Origin of the sequence: Streptomyces radiopugnans (assembly GCF_900110735.1) — a bacterium.
Taxonomy (GTDB): Bacteria; Actinomycetota; Actinomycetes; order Streptomycetales; family Streptomycetaceae; genus Streptomyces; species Streptomyces radiopugnans.
The window spans coordinates 93940-109149 of sequence record NZ_FOET01000011.1 but is presented as its reverse complement, the minus strand read 5'-3'; the positions used below and the strand labels follow the sequence as shown (position 1 = coordinate 109149).

Annotated in this window: 15 protein-coding genes; 5 read left to right on the top strand and 10 right to left on the bottom strand. The window is 74.5% G+C overall.

The window, feature by feature from the left end; translation table 11 throughout:
• Positions 1 to 45: 45 nt before the first annotated feature.
• From BMY40_RS19225 to BMY40_RS19215, 3 genes are all read right to left on the bottom strand, one after another.
• Positions 46 to 891: a PHP domain-containing protein gene (locus BMY40_RS19225; RefSeq protein ID WP_093661264.1), complete on the bottom strand. Its 846-nt coding sequence runs from the start codon at positions 889 to 891 to the stop codon at positions 46 to 48.
• A gap of 141 nt (positions 892 to 1032) precedes the next feature.
• Positions 1033 to 1683 carry a DUF6758 family protein gene (locus BMY40_RS19220; RefSeq protein ID WP_093661262.1) on the bottom strand — a complete coding sequence of 217 codons (651 nt, stop codon included), beginning with the start codon at positions 1681 to 1683 and terminating at the stop codon, positions 1033 to 1035.
• Positions 1684 to 1812: 129 nt separating this feature from the next.
• The gene (locus BMY40_RS19215) at positions 1813 to 2424 is read right to left on the bottom strand and encodes a suppressor of fused domain protein (RefSeq protein ID WP_093661260.1); all 612 of its coding nucleotides are present in this window, start codon (positions 2422 to 2424) and stop codon (positions 1813 to 1815) included.
• Between the two features lie 483 nt (positions 2425 to 2907).
• On the opposite strand from BMY40_RS19215, the gene BMY40_RS19210 reads away from it, so the two are divergent.
• Positions 2908 to 4062 (top strand): magnesium and cobalt transport protein CorA, encoded by a 1155-nt coding sequence (locus tag BMY40_RS19210; RefSeq protein ID WP_093661258.1) that lies wholly within the window; start codon positions 2908 to 2910, stop codon positions 4060 to 4062.
• A 58-nt stretch (positions 4063 to 4120) separates the two neighbouring features.
• On the opposite strand, the gene BMY40_RS19205 is transcribed toward BMY40_RS19210, so the two are convergent.
• Positions 4121 to 5020, bottom strand: coding sequence for a DMT family transporter (locus tag BMY40_RS19205; RefSeq protein WP_245770180.1), 900 nt, complete (start codon positions 5018 to 5020; stop codon positions 4121 to 4123).
• A gap of 257 nt (positions 5021 to 5277) precedes the next feature.
• On the opposite strand from BMY40_RS19205, the gene BMY40_RS19200 reads away from it, so the two are divergent.
• Positions 5278 to 5868: a hypothetical protein gene (locus tag BMY40_RS19200; RefSeq protein ID WP_245770179.1), complete on the top strand. Its 591-nt coding sequence runs from the start codon at positions 5278 to 5280 to the stop codon at positions 5866 to 5868.
• Between the two features lie 81 nt (positions 5869 to 5949).
• Here the strand turns inward: BMY40_RS19200 and BMY40_RS19195 are convergent, their stop codons facing one another.
• Positions 5950 to 6717 carry a hypothetical protein gene (locus BMY40_RS19195; protein WP_177214061.1) on the bottom strand — a complete coding sequence of 256 codons (768 nt, stop codon included), beginning with the start codon at positions 6715 to 6717 and terminating at the stop codon, positions 5950 to 5952.
• 263 nt (positions 6718 to 6980) lie between these two features.
• On the opposite strand from BMY40_RS19195, the gene BMY40_RS19190 reads away from it, so the two are divergent.
• The 3 genes from BMY40_RS19190 (at position 6981) to BMY40_RS19180 (ending at position 10153) form a co-directional block, all read left to right on the top strand.
• Positions 6981 to 8294, top strand: a complete 1314-nt coding sequence (locus BMY40_RS19190; protein ID WP_093661254.1) for a magnesium transporter MgtE N-terminal domain-containing protein — start codon at positions 6981 to 6983, stop codon at positions 8292 to 8294.
• Positions 8287 to 8859, top strand: coding sequence for a DUF1003 domain-containing protein (locus BMY40_RS19185; RefSeq protein ID WP_410536631.1), 573 nt, complete (start codon positions 8287 to 8289; stop codon positions 8857 to 8859). Before BMY40_RS19190 ends, BMY40_RS19185 begins: the two co-directional genes overlap by 8 nt.
• A gap of 127 nt (positions 8860 to 8986) precedes the next feature.
• Positions 8987 to 10153 carry an Mrp/NBP35 family ATP-binding protein gene (locus BMY40_RS19180; RefSeq protein ID WP_093661433.1) on the top strand — a complete coding sequence of 389 codons (1167 nt, stop codon included), beginning with the start codon at positions 8987 to 8989 and terminating at the stop codon, positions 10151 to 10153.
• 160 nt (positions 10154 to 10313) lie between these two features.
• Here BMY40_RS19180 and BMY40_RS19175 read toward each other — a convergent pair whose 3' ends face one another.
• The 5 genes from BMY40_RS19175 to sigE form a co-directional block, all read right to left on the bottom strand.
• Entirely contained in the window at positions 10314 to 10955 is a 642-nt protein-coding gene (locus BMY40_RS19175) for a hypothetical protein (RefSeq protein WP_093661252.1), read from the bottom strand.
• Between the two features lie 161 nt (positions 10956 to 11116).
• Positions 11117 to 11578 carry a sec-independent translocase gene (locus BMY40_RS19170; protein WP_093661250.1) on the bottom strand — a complete coding sequence of 154 codons (462 nt, stop codon included), beginning with the start codon at positions 11576 to 11578 and terminating at the stop codon, positions 11117 to 11119.
• Positions 11579 to 11699: 121 nt separating this feature from the next.
• Positions 11700 to 13253 carry a S1C family serine protease gene (locus BMY40_RS19165; RefSeq protein ID WP_093661248.1) on the bottom strand — a complete coding sequence of 518 codons (1554 nt, stop codon included), beginning with the start codon at positions 13251 to 13253 and terminating at the stop codon, positions 11700 to 11702.
• 231 nt (positions 13254 to 13484) lie between these two features.
• Positions 13485 to 14438, bottom strand: a complete 954-nt coding sequence (locus tag BMY40_RS19160) for an anti-sigma factor family protein (protein WP_245770178.1) — start codon at positions 14436 to 14438, stop codon at positions 13485 to 13487.
• Positions 14435 to 15205 (bottom strand): RNA polymerase sigma factor SigE, encoded by a 771-nt coding sequence (sigE, locus tag BMY40_RS19155; RefSeq protein ID WP_177214060.1) that lies wholly within the window; start codon positions 15203 to 15205, stop codon positions 14435 to 14437. The genes BMY40_RS19160 and sigE overlap by 4 nt, the downstream gene beginning before the upstream one ends.
• Between the last annotated feature and the right edge of the window lie 5 nt (positions 15206 to 15210).

Sequence of the window (15210 nt, the reverse complement as noted above, 5' to 3'; positions counted from 1 at the left end):
CTTGCTTGATGTGCGCGGTGCGCGCGGTGTGGATCTGAGGGCGGTTCAGGCGGAGACGGGCGCCGTGCCCGACCCGCGGGCGGCGATCTCGGCGTAGACGTCGGGGTCGGTGGTGTACTCCCCGAGCCGGCAGGTCTTGCGGCTGCCGTGGTAGTCGCTGGAGCCGGTGGCCAGCAGACCGAGGTCACGGGCCATGCCCCGCAGCCGCTCGCGGGTCGCGGCGTCGTGGTCCATGTGGTCGGCCTCGATGCCGTCGAGCCCGGCGGCGGCCAGCTCCGCGATGGCGCTCTCGGATACGCACCGCCCGCGTTTGACGGCCAGGGGGTGCGCGAAGACCGCTACTCCGCCGGCGCCCTTGATCAGCCGGACCGCCTCGAAGGGGTCCAGTTCGTGCTTGCCGACGTAGGCGCGGCCGTCGTCGGCGATCCACTCGGCGGTGAAGGCGTCGGAGACGGTCTCGACGACGCCCAGCTCCACCATCGCGCTCGCGATGTGGGGGCGGCCGACCGAGCCGTCCCCGGCGATCCCGGCGACCCGCTCCCAGGTGATCGGCACGCCCAGCTCGCGGAGCCTGGCGACCATGCCCTGGGCCCGCGGCACCCGGTCGTCGCGGACGAGTTCGCGCTCGCGCGCCAGCTCGGGCTCGGCCGGGTCGAACAGGTAGGCCAGCATGTGCAGGCTCACACCGTCCAGGCGGCAGGAGAGCTCCGCACCGGGGACGAGGGTGAGGCCCGCGGGGAGGGCGGCGATCGCCTCGGCGTGCCCGGCGACCGTGTCGTGGTCGGTCAGCGCCACCACGTCCAGTCCGGCGGCGGCGGCTCTGCGCACCAGCTCGGCGGGGGTGTCGGTGCCGTCCGAGGCGGTGGAGTGGGTGTGCAGGTCGATGCGCACGGTATGTGACTCCCACGGCGGACGACTGAGGCGGACACCCCAGAGTAGAACAGACGCGCGCCCGGTCCCTCCCCCGCCCGTTCCCTGCCGCGCCCTGCCCGTCCCGCGCCGGACCGTCCCGCACCCGGCCCCGGCCGCCGGTCAGGCCCCGGGGCGGGTGAGCAACTGGGGGGAGAGCGCCCCGCACGGCACCAGCTCCACCTCGGCCCCCGCCTCCCGCAGGTCCGTGAGCACCAGCTCGTCGTACATCAGCATCCCGGACTGCTCGGGCCAGACGATCGCCCACAGCCACAGGCCGCGGGCCTCCCCCGCGAACACCGCCCGGTCCTCGGGCGCCTCGTCCACCAGCCACAGCGGGGTGGGCCGTCCGGCCGCCAGGACCTTCGCGTGCGGGGGCCGGTCCACGTCGATCAGCGGGCCGGGGTCGGGGCCGGGCACTCCGGCGTAGCGCGCCCCCAGTCCGACGCCCAGCTCCTCGGCGACCAGCAGCAGTTCGCCGGGTCCGCCGAGCGGGCCGGGGCCGGAGCAGGCCACGGCGGTGGCGCGGCCGCCGCTGCGGTCGTCGCCCGCGTAGGCGATCCCGGTGAACAGCCAGCCGATCGGCAGCGGCCAGGGCATCCACACCGGGACCTGGGCTCTGTGGAGGACCACGCCGAGCGCCTCGACGCTCGGCGGGAGCACCGGCTGCAGCGGATGGACCGTGCCGTGCACATCGCACTGCCAGGAGTCGGCGAAGAGACCGGGCGCCCTGACACGGCCGCCGCACTTCGGGCAAGTGGGTTCGCCCCTCATGGGGCCCACGGTCCTCCCCGGGAAGCCCGGCGTCAAGGACGATCACTCGTACGGATCGTCCGGGGCGCGCCCGGCGGCGGCCGGCCGGAGGGCGCGGACGGTGCTCCGGACGGGGGGCCGGGCGGGATCTCAGTCCGTCAGGGGAACGGACGCCCGCCGGGGATCGCGCAGGTCCGTACCGCGGGCCAGCCAGCGCTCCTGGAGCTCCGCCGCGCCGTGCACCCGCTTCCAGGCCGCCTCGTTGGGCGTCATCGGCAGCAGGGGGAGGAAGCGCACCGGGTCCATCGGCGGATCCAGCTCCAGGTCCTCCACCAGACCTCCGGGCTCGGCGACCAGCACGGAGGTGAAGGGGGCGCCCGGCCACAGCGGCTCGCCCACGTCCAGCGAGGCGCCGGGGGCCACGACCACGCCCTCGACCTGGGGGGAGGCGGCGAGCACGGCGAGCGGGCGCAGCACCTTGTCGGTGTCGGCCAGACCGGCGCGCACCGTCAGCACCAGCTCGGCGCGGGGCCCTCGTTCGGGGTCGGCGAGTACGGCGGCGGGGTCGGCCATGGGGGCGGCGGACATCCCCAGGGTGGCGTAGCGCACCAGGCCGTTCCCGCCTGCGGAACCCTCCCGGGTGTCCGGGAAGCGCAGCACCTCGATCCGGTCGGCGCCCAGGAAGGTCACCGCCGCCCGCGCGTCGGGCTCTCCCAGGGCGCTGCGCAGCCGGGCCTCGACCAGTTCCAGAACGTGTGCCATACGGCGAGCATAGATCGTGTATTGATCAGGCAAAGAGGGTACGAGTCGGCCCCGGAGCGGGACGTGAGGAGCGTCCGCGAGTGCTACCGTTGACTGCTGGTCAAGGCGTGTACACAGATTTCCCCCAGCGGGGACCGGCCGGAGGAGGTGGGGCTGCGATGGATCCGAGTCGACCGTGCAGTACCAGCCGCTCTTCCGTACGGCAGCCACGTCCCCTTGCCTGAGGGCCTTCCTCCCCCCACCGCCGAGCGGTGAAACCCTGGAAGTCCCCCTTTTTCTCCTGCGGACCGGCTTCGCGGAAGAGCGCATGAGTCCCCTGCTCGACCGACGTTCTCAGCGAATGCCGCCTGTGCGTACGGTCCCGCGTGGTGCCCGCTTTGCAGACCTCCGGCCCGTCGACTTCCCGTCGACGGCCCCGTAGGCCCCCATTCCGGGCAGCGCTGCGCCCGTTCACCGGCGGCTCGGCACGCGAAGGAGCCCAGCATGTCGATGATCCGTGACCTGCGCGCCGCGGTCCGCCCCACCCTGCGCCGGGGCGGCCGTTCCCCCTACGCCCACAACACCTCCGGCGTCGACACCACCGCGACCAGCGCGGTGGTGGACTGCGCCGTCTACCGCGACGGCCGCCGCGAGTCGCGGCACATGACCCCGGCCGAGGCCCTGCGCTCCCTGCGTTCCGGGGAGCGGCAGGGGCCCCAGGGACCGCAGGGGGGCACGGGCGGCGGGGCGTTCGTGTGGATCGGTCTGCACGAGCCCACCGAGCGGGAGTTCTCCGGCATCGCCCGCGAGTTCGGCCTGCACCCGCTCGCCGTGGAGGATGCGGTGCACGCGCACCAGCGGCCGAAGCTGGAGCGGTACGACGACTCCCTCTTCACCGTCTTCAAGACGATCCACTACGTCGAGCACGCCGAACTCACCGACTCCAGCGAGGTGGTGGAGACCGGCGAGGTGATGTGCTTCACCGGCCGGGACTACATCATCACCGTCCGGCACGGCGGCCAGGGCTCGCTGCGCACCCTGCGCCACCGGCTGGAGGACGACCCCGAGCTGCTGGCCAAGGGCCCCTCGGCCGTGCTGCACGCCATCGCCGACCAGGTGGTGGACGGTTATCTGGCGGTCGCCGACGCGGTGCAGGACGACATCGACGAGGTGGAGATCCAGGTCTTCTCCGAGAGCGCGGGCAAGGGCCGCCGGGGCCGCGACGCCGGGCGGATCTACCAGCTCAAGCGCGAGGTGCTGGAGTTCAAGCGGGCGGTCTCGCCGCTGCTGCGGCCGATGCAGCTGCTGAGCGAGCGGCCGATGCGGCTGGTCGACCCCGACATCCAGAAGTACTTCCGCGACGTGGCGGACCATCTGACCCGGGTCAACGAGCAGGTGCTCTCCTTCGACGACCTGCTCAACTCCATCCTCCAGGCGAACCTGGCCCAGGCGACGGTCGCGCAGAACGAGGACATGCGGAAGATCACCTCATGGGCGGCGATCTTCGCCGTCCCGACGATGATCGCCGGGATCTACGGCATGAACTTCGAGTACATGCCGGAACTCCAGTGGCGTTACGGCTACCCGGCCGTCATGGCCGTGATCGTCGGGATCTGCTACGCCATCCACCGCGGCTTCAAGCGCAACGGCTGGCTGTAGGAACGGCCCGCCGCGGGGCGCGGGGGCCGGGGGCGGAGACCGGAGGCCGGACGGGGCGTCAGGCCCGCGCGCGGCGCGCGGGCCCGGCGTTGCCCCGGACCACCAGGGCCAGGCCGAGCAGGATCACCGCCAGCGCCCCGTAGACGGCCGCCGGCGGGTTCTGGCCCAGCCAGAGCGCCGCGATCAGCGCCGCGCCCGGTGTCTCCAGCAGGATCGCCGTGGAGGTGACCGACGGTCCGAGCCCGCGCACCACCCGGTTGATCAGCGAGTGGCCCAGCAGTTGCGCGGTGACGGTGAGGACGGCGAGCTTGATCCAGGTCTCGCCGCTGTAGCCGCCGAGGTCGGCGCCGAAGACCAGGCAGGCGGCCAGCAGCAGCACGGACGTGGTGCCGTAGCAGACGTAGGTGTAGGCGGTGGTGGAGACCGTGCGGCGCACCTCCGCCCCCAGCAGGACGTACCCGGCCGCCGCCATGCCGCCGCCCAGCGCCAGGGCGTCGCCCGCCAGCGCCCGCGGCGAGAGCGACAGGTCGACCCCCGTGAGGATCACCACTCCGGCGAAGGCGACCGCCGTGCCCGCCCAGACCAGGGCGGGCGAGCTCTGGCCGCGCAGCCGCAGCAGCAGGGTGGTCCAGATCGGGGTGGTGGTGACCAGCGCGGTCGAGGAGGCGACCGAGGTCATGTGGAGGCTGGGCAGCCACAGCGCGAAGTGCAGCGCGAGCAGCGCGCCGGCGGCGGCGGCCAGCAGCACGTTGCGGCGTCCCATGGCCCGCAGTCCGGCCCGGTGGCGGAGGAGGGCCAGCGGGGTGAGGGCGCCGACCGCCATGGCGTTGCGCCAGAAGGCGATGGCCAGGGCCGGGGCGGCGGTGGCCGCGATCAGGGGCGCGGACAGGGAGATGCCGGACACGGCGACCGCCAGCAGGAACAGGTCCAGGCCGGTGCCCGGGTGTCGTCCCGCCACGGCTCCGGCTGCCTGTCGGGGCGCGGCGGTACGGGTCCTGACGGCGCGCACGGGGCTCCTCTCCGGGGCTGCTGAGGTCCGGACCGGGGTCTTCGGGACCCGGTTCGGGACCGGAACGGGTCGGGGCGCCGGTGGGCGCGCCGCCGGCCACCAGCGTAAGGCGCGTGACCGTGCCGCGGTACTGACCGTCCGGCTGCCGGACCCGCCCCGGGCCTCCGGCACGGCCGGGGCGGCCGGGGCGGCGGTAGGGTCGCCCCATGGCCGATCCGTCCGTTCCCGCCGGCTCCCGGATGTCCCCGGCGCCCCTTCCCGTGTCCGACCGGGCGCTGATCGAGGAGTCGGCGAAGAAGTCCGCGCTGGTGTGGGTGCGCGGCCCCCGGGGGCCGGAGCGCGCGCTGTGGCACGTCTGGCACGACGGCGCCGTGCACCTGGTGGGCGACGGCCCCGCGGAGCAGCCGCTGGAGCCTCTGGGGCTCACCGGCGGCGCCGCCGCCACGGTCTCGGTGCGCAGCAAGGACAAGGGCGGGCTGCTGGCCGTCTGGCCGGCCCGGGTGGTGGAGCTGCCGCCGGGCGGCGAGGAGTGGCGGGAAGCGGTGGCCGAGCTGGCGGGCAGGCGGCTCAACGCGCCGGACACCACGACGATCGCCGAGCGCTGGGCCCGCGAGTGCCGTGTGCTGCGCCTGGAACCCGCCGGAGCGCTTCTGGAGGGGCCCGGTTCGATGCCGGAGGAGCTGCGGGCCGCCGTCCCGCCGCCGACGCCGGCGACCACGCGCCGCCCGGTCCCGGCCGGGCTGCCGAAGCTGCTGCGCCGCGGCCGGCCGGGAAGGCCGGGGAGGAAGGGCCGGTAGGACGCCGGGGAGCGGCGCCGGGGGGACGGAACCGGCCGGAGGGAGCCGGGTGGCGGGGCGCCCGGCTCCGTCACTCTGCCGTCACTCCGCCGCCGAGATCTTCTTGCCGTAGTCGACGATCTGGTCCTTCTCCGGGGCGCGCAGCGTGAACTCCTTGTCCCACTCCAGCATCTGGACCACGCCCGCGTCGCCGCCGCGCTCCAGCCGCAGCGGGTAGGGCGTGCCGATCAGCGAGACGCTGAGTATCCCGCCGTCGCCCTCGGCGGCCCGCACCTCGACCGTCCGCACTCCGTCGACCTCGCCGTGGTCACCGGTCCCGCGCTCGCCGTTCAGGGTGAGCAGCCCGTCGAGCAGCACGTCCTTGTCCGTGAATCCGCTGAGCTGCTTGTAGGCGGGGTCCCCGGAGGGCACCTTGACGTACTTGCCCTCCAGCTTGCGGGCCGCCGCGAGGTCGGCCTCGTCCGGCTTCTCGTCGCCCTTGCCCTGGTCGGCCCAGAAGTCGGCGTTCGCCTTGAGGTAGAGGTCCTCGCCGACCCGCAGCAGCTCGAAGCGGGGGCCGCCCCTGGCCGAGACCTCGCCCAGGCCGCCGTTGTCCTTCAGCCGCATGTCCAGCCGGTAGGTGCGGCCCTTGCTGACCACGCTGCCCGACAGCCGTACGGACTGCGCCGCCCGGGCGGCCTTGGCCGCCCTCTCCTCGATCTCGGCGGCCGGGAGTCTGCCGACCCCGTTGGTCCCCTCGTTCGGGTCCTTCGACCCGCACCCCGTGAGCAGGGTCAGCAGGACCGCGCAGACCGCCCCCACCGACACGGCCGTACTCCGGGCGCGAACACCGTGGACCCACGCAGTCACGTCAGCTCTTCCTCCTGATGCCGGGGCAGGACGACGGCACCCTACCGGGGGCACCCGGACCGGGTCGCGGGCGACCGTACGGCCGGTGCCGCCGCACGGGGCCGGAACGGGGCGCGTTAGCCTGAAAACCGCATTCGGGTTACGCCTCGCATGCGGGCACTCGGCCACACGCGGGTACACGGCACACACGGCAGGTACGGCGCGTACGGCGGATGCGGAACCTGCCGCACGCGGCGGACCGAGTGGGAAGCGGAGGATGGACCATGGTGCTGGGCGCCCAGCGGGTCTTCGTCTCGCACCTCTCCGGCGTGGCCGTCTTCGACCCCGTCGGGGACCAGGTCGGCCGGGTGCGGGACGTGGTGGCGATGCTGCGCGTCGGCGGACGTCCGCCGCGCGTGCTCGGACTGGTCGTCGAGGTGGTCAGCCGGCGGCGCATCTTCCTTCCCATGACCCGGGTGACCGGCGTCGCGTCGGGCCAGGTGATCACCACCGGTGTGGTCAACATGCGGCGCTTCGAGCAGCGGCCCACCGAGACGCTGGTCCTGGGCGAACTGCTGGACCGCCAGGTGACGCTGGTCGAGACGGGCGAGAAGGTCACCGTGCTCGACGTCGGCCTCACCCAGGTCCCCGGGCGCCGCGACTGGCTGATCGACAAGGTCTTCGTGCGCCGCGGCGGCGGCGGGCTGCGCCGGCGGCGGGCGGGCGAGACGCTGACCGTGGAGTGGTCGGCGGTGACCGGCCTGTCGCTGGAGGAGGAGGGCCAGGGCGCGGCCAACCTGCTGGCCACCTTCGAGCAGCTGCGCCCGGCCGACCTGGCCAACGTCCTGCACCACCTGTCGCCCAAGCGGCGGGCGGAGGTCGCCGCCGCGCTGGACGACGACCGGCTGGCGGACGTGCTGGAGGAGCTGCCCGAGGACGACCAGGTGGAGATCCTCGGCAAGCTCAAGGAGGAGCGCGCCGCCGACGTCCTGGAGGCGATGGACCCCGACGACGCCGCCGACCTGCTGTCCGAGCTGCCGGAAGGCGACATGAACCGGCTGCTGGAGCTGATGGAGCCGCAGGACGCCGCCCCGGTGCGGCGGTTGCTGACGTACGAGGAGCGCACCGCGGGCGGCATGATGACCACCGACCCGATCGTGCTGCGCCCCGACGCCACGGTCGCCGACGCGCTGGCCCGGGTGCGTGTGCAGGACCTCTCGGCGCCGCTGGCCGCCCAGGTGTACGTGTGCCGCCCGCCGGAGGAGACCCCGACCGGCAAGTACCTGGGGCTGGTGCACTTCCAGCGGCTGCTGCGCGAGCCGCCCGGCACCCTGGTCGGCTCGGTCGTGGACACCGATCTGCGGCCGCTGCCGCCGGACACCCCGCTGCCCACGCTGACCAGCTACCTGGCCGCTTACAACATCGTGTCGGTGCCGGTGGTGGACGAGAGCGGATCGCTGCTGGGCGCCGTCACCGTCGACGACGTACTGGACCACCTGCTGCCCGACGACTGGCGGGAGGCCGCCGCCCGGGAGACGTTCGCAGTGCACGAGCAGACGGAGAACCGCCGGTACGGCCGGGGGACCGCCGATGGCTGACAGGGAACGGGACGAGCGCATGGCGCGCAGGGAACGCGAGCGGAGCCTTCCGCCGGCCACCGGGCGCGCCGCCCGCGCCCGGCTGGACCAGCCGATGGTGCCGCGCCGCAGTCCGCTGCCGGAGTACGACCCGGAGGCGTTCGGGCGGCTGTCGGAGCGGATCGCCCGCTTCCTGGGAACCGGCCGGTTCATCGTCTGGATGACGTTCACCATCGTGGTGTGGGTCATCTGGAACATCGTGGCCCCGCCGGACCTGCGTTTCGACGAGTACCCGTTCATCTTCCTGACCCTGGCCCTGTCCCTCCAGGCGTCCTACGCCGCCCCGCTGATCCTGCTGGCCCAGAACCGGCAGGACGACCGGGACCGGGTGAACCTGGAACAGGACCGCAAGCGCAGCGAGCGCTCCATGGCCGACACCGAGTACCTCACCCGGGAGATCGCCGCGCTGCGGATGGGCATGGGCGAGGTCGCCACCCGGGACTGGATCCGCTCCGAGCTCCAGGACCTGCTCAAGGAGCTGGAGCAGCGCGGCGCCCTGGAGCCGCCGCCAGACCGCGAGCGGTGATCCTGCCCCGTCCCCCGGCTGTCCCCGGCCCGCCCCCCCCCCGGCCCGTCCCGGTGTCCCTCGGGCGGTGACCCGCGTCTCATCCGCCGCCTTCGGCGCCGCCGCCGGTGCGCCGTACCATCGGGGCATGGCTACTGACACGTCCGCGGCATCCAGCCCCGCCCCCACCGAGGACGCGGTCCGCGCCGCGCTCGCGACCGTCGACGACCCCGAGATCCACCGTCCCATCACCGATCTGGGCATGGTGAAGTCGGTGGAGATCGGCGACGGCGGCTCGGTCGCGGTCACCGTCTACCTGACGGTCTCCGGCTGCCCGATGCGCGAGACGATCACCGAGAACGTGACCCGGGCGGTCCGCGGTGTGGCGGGCGTCACGGATGTGACGGTCTCCCTGGACGTGATGAGCGACGAGCAGCGCCGCGAGCTGGCGGCCACGCTCCGCGGCGGGCAGGCCGAGCGGGAGATCCCGTTCGCCAGGCCCGGCTCCCTGACCCGGGTCTACGCGATCGCCTCCGGCAAGGGCGGCGTCGGCAAGTCCTCGGTGACGGTCAACCTGGCGGCGGCGATGGCGGCCGACGGTCTGAAGGTGGGCGTCGTGGACGCCGACATCTACGGCCACTCGGTGCCGCGCATGCTGGGCGCCGACGGCCGCCCCACCCAGGTCGAGAACATGATCATGCCGCCGTCCGCCAACGGTGTGAAGGTCATCTCGATCGGCATGTTCACCCCGGGCAACGCCCCGGTGGTGTGGCGCGGGCCGATGCTGCACCGCGCCCTCCAACAGTTCCTGGCCGACGTCTACTGGGGCGACCTGGACGTGCTGCTGCTGGACCTGCCGCCGGGCACGGGCGACATCGCCATCTCCGTGGCGCAGCTCGTCCCCAACGCCGAGATCCTGGTGGTGACCACCCCGCAGCAGGCGGCCGCCGAGGTGGCCGAGCGCGCCGGGTCCATCGCGGTGCAGACCCACCAGAAGATCGTGGGCGTGGTCGAGAACATGTCCGGGCTGCCCTGTCCGCACTGCGGCGAGATGGTGGACGTCTTCGGCACCGGCGGCGGCCAGCGCGTCGCCGACGGACTGAGCCGGACCACCGGCACCACCGTGCCCGTGCTCGGCTCCATCCCGATCGACGTGCGGCTGCGCGAGGGCGGCGACGAGGGCCGGCCGGTGGTGCTGACCGACCCGGACTCCCCCGCGGGCTCCGCGATCCGCTCGGTCGCGGGCAAGCTGGGCGGGCGCCAGCGCGGGCTGGCGGGCATGTCGCTGGGGATCACCCCGCGCAACAAGTTCTGAGGGTTCCCAGGGCTCCGTCGGGGGCGTGCGGGAGGGCGATGGGCCCAGGGCCCGGGGTGGCATCGCCGCCCTCCCGTACGCCTCCGCACGGCGTGCACGCACCCGCGCCGCGCGTACGGCTCCGGGCGGCAGTACGGCTCCGGGCGGCCGGCGGCCCGCCTCAGTGCCCGTACTCGCCGAGGTCCTTGATCACCGAGAAGCCCAGCCCGTACGCGCTCATCCCCCGCCCGTACGCGCCGATGTGCACTCCCTCGTGCGCCGGTCCGGCCAGCACCCATCCGTACTCCGACTCCCGGTAGCGGAAGTCGGTGGGGGCGCCGTCGACCGGCAGCGAGAGGGTGGACCAGGCGGAGCCCTCCAGGTCGTCCGCCAGTTCCCAGGCGATCGCCGTCTGCTGGTCGAGCCAGCTCTGTCTGAGCCCGCGCTCCATCCGGGCGGGCCAGGTGCACGACAGCAGGCCCGCCCCGGCCAGCCAGGCGGCCGACGACACCGAGGTGGCCTCCAGGACCCCCGTGCCGTCCGGGCTGCTGCGCACCGGACGGTCGGCGACCGTCACGACGACGGCGAAGCGCTGGCCTTCCGGGCCGGGCTCGGCCCGGAAGGAGGGCTCGTCCCCGTGGCCGGTCGAGCCGTGCTCGACCGTGCCGTCCGCGGCGGCTCCCACCCGCATCAGCCAGCGCGGGCCGGTGAAGGCCTCGTCCAGGCCGTACCAGGGGAAACCGGCCATCAGGTAGCCGTCGATCACCCCGTCCGCCCCGGACGCGGGTACCTCTCTCGGCTCTGCCCGGCCCGTCGTCTCCATCTGTGCGACGCCTCCTCGTGTGCCCCGTGTCGTGGGAGGCCCGCCCCCCTCGGGCGGCCCGACCCCGGACACAGGGAGGATAGCCACCCCTGTGCACCGAACCGGGCAGGACCGGCTGCGGAGTACGGGAGGTGGCCCTCCCGGTTCACCGGCGGGAGGCCTCAGGTCGCGTCGGCGTCGTACGGCGGGGGGTCGGTCCTGGGCGCCTGGCCGGGCTTGTGCAGATCGACCCCGGACCCGCCCGGGGAGGGCGCGGCCGTGCCCGTCCCGGAGGCGGCCGAGCCGCCCGGGGCGATCTCCCGGCCGTTGACCGCGTCCGTGACCTCGGCGAGCTCCTGGCGCAGGTCGAAGCCGTTGCGGATCTCCTTCAGGCCCAGGTCCTCGTTCTCCAGCAGGTGCTTGCGCGCGAAGTTCTTCGGGTTGAGGTCCTCGAAGTCGAAGTCCTTGAACTCCGGTCCCAGTTCCCTGCGGATGTCGTCCCGGGCGCTGTCGGAGAACTCCCGGACCTTGCGGATGAACCGCGCGGTGTCCTGGATCACCTTCGGCAGCTTCTCCGGGCCGAAGACGAGGATCGCGAGGATGACGAGAGCGATCAGCTCGAGGGGTCCTATGTCGAAGAACACCGTTCAGCTCCCTCATGTGCGTCCACGACCCGTGCGGCCACAGTCACGGTACCCGGCGCGGCGGCGGGGTGGGAGTCGGCGGGGCGAACAACGGCCGTCGTGGCGGTCCGGGTGACGAGGGTCACGGGCCGGCCGCCGAGCCGAGGACGACCTGCACCGAGCGCCGGCCGCCACCGCGCTCGACGGTGAGTTCCAGCCGGTCGCCGGGGCGCCGGGCGCGGATCCTGACGATCAGTTCCTCACCACTGCGCACCCGGACGCCGTCCACCTCGGTGATCACGTCGCCCTCCTCGATGCCGGCCGTGTCGGCGGGCCCTCCCGGCACGACCGCCGTGCCCTCTTCCCCGGCGGGCAGACCGACCCGGGCGCCCTCTCCGGGATGTCCCATGTCGACGGTGACACCGATCACGGGGTGGGTGGCGCGTCCGGTGTTGATCAGTTCCTCGGCCACCCGCCTGGCCTGGTTGACGGGGATGGCGAAGCCCAGGCCGATGCTGCCGCCGGCGCCCGTCCGGGGCAGGTCGCCGCCCGCGGAGCGGATCGCGCTGTTGACGCCGATCACCCGGCCGCCGGCGTCCATCAGCGGGCCGCCGGAGTTGCCGGGGTTGATCGGGGCGTCGGTCTGCAGCGCCTCCACGTAGCTGATGTCGCTGCCCCCGCCGCCCTCGCGCTCGCCGCCCGCGGTGACGGGGCGCTGCGTGGCGCTGACGATCCCGGTGGTGACCGTGCCCGCCAGGCCGTACGGCGAGCCGATCGCCACGACCGGATCGCCCACCCGCACGGAGTCGGAGTTGCCCAGCGGCAGCGGGCTGAGACCGCGGACCCTCTCCACCCTCAGCACGGCGAGGTCGTAGCCGCTGTCGGTGCCGACGACCTCGGCGGCGGCGGTCTCGCCGCCGTGGAAGATCACCCTGATGCCGCCGCCGTCCCCGGCGGACTCCACCACATGGTGGTTGGTGAGGAGGTGGCCGCGGCCGTCCAGGACGAAGCCGGTGCCGGTGCCCTGCTCTCCTGTGCCGTGCACCTGGACGGTCACCACGCCCGGCAGGGCCCGCTCGGCGATCCCGGCCACGCTGTCCGGGGCGCGGCCGGTGTCCCGCGCCGGGGCCTGGGAGAGCCGGACGGTGCCGATGTCGCCGTGGCGCTGCGCGTACGCCCCGATGCCGCCGCCCACCGTCCCGGCGACCAGCGCCAGTACGACGGCCGCGGCGACCGTCCAGCCCCGGCGCGGCGAGGGGGATCCCGGGGACGGCGGGTGCGCGGTGTGCGGCGGGTGCGGGGTGTGCGCGGTCCGCGGCCCGGCCGGGCTCGGCGCCGCGGCGGACGGCGGGGCCCACGGGTCGTAGCGCGCGAAGACCCCGGGCGGCGCGCCGTGCCCGGCGGTGTGCTCGGAGGTGTGCTCGGAGGTGTGCTCGGGGGCGTGCCCGGTGGCCTGCGGCCGGGGCGGCAGCGGGGTGCCCCGGGCCGGTGTCGCCGTGGGCCGCTGGACGGGCGGGGCCGGGGCCCAGGGGCCGGGGCCGCCGTAGGGCGGCGTGCCGTACGGGTCCTCCCCGTGCGGCGGCGTCTGCGCTCCCCGGGCCGTAGGGGCGCCTCCCGCCACCGGACGCGGGGCCGAGACCCCGCGCGGACGGCTCCACCACGTCGGCCGCTGTCCGGCGGCCCTGCCCTCGTCCATGTTCTCCCCAGCATCGGCCCGCGTCGCGCTTCGCGCGGACTCGCACCACATCCCCACGATTGAACCAGTTCCGCCCCTGTCGGCGAAGCCGGACCGGCCGGGACCCCGCGGGGTGTCCACGGGGAGCCGCCCGGTGTGCCGCCGGGGTGCGTCGCGGCACCCCGGCGGCACACCGGGCGGCGGAGGTTCACGGGAGGCGCGGACGGACGGGCCGCGCGGGGCCGGGACCGGTCAGCGGCCCGGCGGGAGCGTGGGCGCGGGGGTGGTGGTGCCCACCGGAGCGGTGGCCGTGGCCGAGGGGGCCGAGGGAGCCGCTGCCATGGGGCTCGCCGCGATGAGCGGCTGCCTGACGGACTCGTACTGCTCCGGCCGCCCCTCGCCGGGCGGCACCTGGTGCTGGGTGGGGTGTATCCGCGGCGGGTGCAGGGTGGGCAGCACATCGATCACCGGCACCACCGTCAGCCCGTGGTGCCGGGGGGCGTAGGCGGCCTCCAGGGGCGAGACCGACAGTACGGGCGGCTGTGTCGGCGTCACGGCCGGTCCGCTGGGCGCGCCTGTCCGCCCCTTGCCCGTTCTCTCCCCCTGTCTGCCGCCGCCGCGTTCCCCGCCGCGCTCCGTCCCGACGGCCGCCGTGCGCGGCGAGCGGGCGCTCGTACCGCCGTCCCCGCCCGCGGCGACCGTGGAGCCGCCGGTGGCCGCGGAGGTGAGTGCGCCGCCGATGGCGAAGGCGGCCAGTGAGACCGCGCCCGCCGCCGCGAAGGCGAAGCGGCGGCCGCGCGATGACGGCCGGTCCGTCTCGTGGGCCCGGTGGATGCGGAATCCGCGGTCGGAGGTGAGCACGCTGCCGGCCGGCAGGTACTCGAAGTCCCAGGGCGACGCGGAGGAGTCCGGCGGCCCGCCCCTGCCCCGTCCGGGGTCGTCGGCCAGGCCCCCGGGCAGCCCCTGGAGCCTGGCGAGCAGCCCCTCCGAGGGCGGCGGGGGCGCGGCGTCCGCGAAGACGCTCTTCAGCCTGCGCTGTGCGTCGGCCTCCGCCTTGCAGGTGTGGCAGGTCGCCAGGTGCGCCAGGACGCGCTCGCGCGTCTCGTGCCCCAGCTCGCCGTCCACCAGGGCCGCCAGCCGGTCGCCCAGGTGCTGCTCGGCCGGGGTCGGCTCCAGATCGGGTACGCCGTCGTATGTGCCGCTCACGCGGTGCCGCCCTCCCCTCCCACGGCACCGGGGAGCGCCCCGGCCAGAGCGCGCTGCCCGGTGCGCGCCCGGGGGGACCGGTGCTTGAGGGCCTTGCGCAGGTGGGAGCGGCCGCGGTGGATACGGCTGCGGACCGTGCCGAGCTTCACGCCGAGCGTCGCGGCGATCTCCTCGTACGACAGCCCCTCGATGTCGCAGAGCACCACCGCCGCCCGGAACTCCGGGGCGAGGGTGTCCAGCGCCTGCTGGACGTCGGCGTCGAAGTGGGTGTCGTTGAAGTGCTGCTGCGGCGAGGGCTCGCGGCTGGGCAGCCGCTCGGCCGCGTCGTCGCCGAGGGCGTCGAAGCGGATGCGCTGCTTGCGCCGCACCATGTCCAGGAAGAGGTTCGTGGTGATGCGGTGCAGCCAGCCCTCGAAAGTGCCGGGGGTGTAGGTGGACAGCGAGCGGAAGACCCGGACGAAGACCTCCTGGGTCAGGTCCTCGGCGTCGTGCTGGTTCCCGGTGAGGCGGTAGGCGAGGCGGTAGACCCGTGCGCTGTGGGTGCTGACGATCTCCTCCCAGGTGGGAGGCGTCCACGCCGGAGCGTCCGCGTCGGTTGCGAAGGTCGCGGTGGTCACGGAGTCGGCGGCGTGGCGGTGGTCAGCGGTGTCGTTCACGGATTTCGGCTCGCCGGACGACCTGAGGAGGCGCCTGAGCACCCCCCGGTCCCCGGCCGCAGCCGCACCTCCCCTGTCGGCTCTGGTGGTGTCCAGTGGAGTCCCTACCATAGCCA

Bases quoted from the DNA above. Each gene is read 5' to 3' on its own strand.
- BMY40_RS19180 (WP_093661433.1), top strand. From the start codon at position 8,987: ATGGCTACTGACACGTCCGCGGCATCCAGCCCCGCCCCCACCGAGGAC.
- BMY40_RS19210 (WP_093661258.1), top strand. From the start codon at position 2,908: ATGTCGATGATCCGTGACCTGCGCGCCGCGGTCCGCCCCACCCTGCGC.
- BMY40_RS19215 (WP_093661260.1), bottom strand. From the start codon at position 2,424: ATGGCACACGTTCTGGAACTGGTCGAGGCCCGGCTGCGCAGCGCCCTG.
- BMY40_RS19175 (WP_093661252.1), bottom strand. From the start codon at position 10,955: ATGGAGACGACGGGCCGGGCAGAGCCGAGAGAGGTACCCGCGTCCGGG.
- BMY40_RS19185 (WP_410536631.1), top strand. From the start codon at position 8,287: ATGGCTGACAGGGAACGGGACGAGCGCATGGCGCGCAGGGAACGCGAG.
- BMY40_RS19220 (WP_093661262.1), bottom strand. From the start codon at position 1,683: ATGAGGGGCGAACCCACTTGCCCGAAGTGCGGCGGCCGTGTCAGGGCG.
- BMY40_RS19190 (WP_093661254.1), top strand. From the start codon at position 6,981: ATGGTGCTGGGCGCCCAGCGGGTCTTCGTCTCGCACCTCTCCGGCGTG.
- BMY40_RS19165 (WP_093661248.1), bottom strand. From the start codon at position 13,253: ATGGACGAGGGCAGGGCCGCCGGACAGCGGCCGACGTGGTGGAGCCGT.
- sigE (WP_177214060.1), bottom strand. From the start codon at position 15,205: ATGGTAGGGACTCCACTGGACACCACCAGAGCCGACAGGGGAGGTGCG.
- BMY40_RS19200 (WP_245770179.1), top strand. From the start codon at position 5,278: ATGGCCGATCCGTCCGTTCCCGCCGGCTCCCGGATGTCCCCGGCGCCC.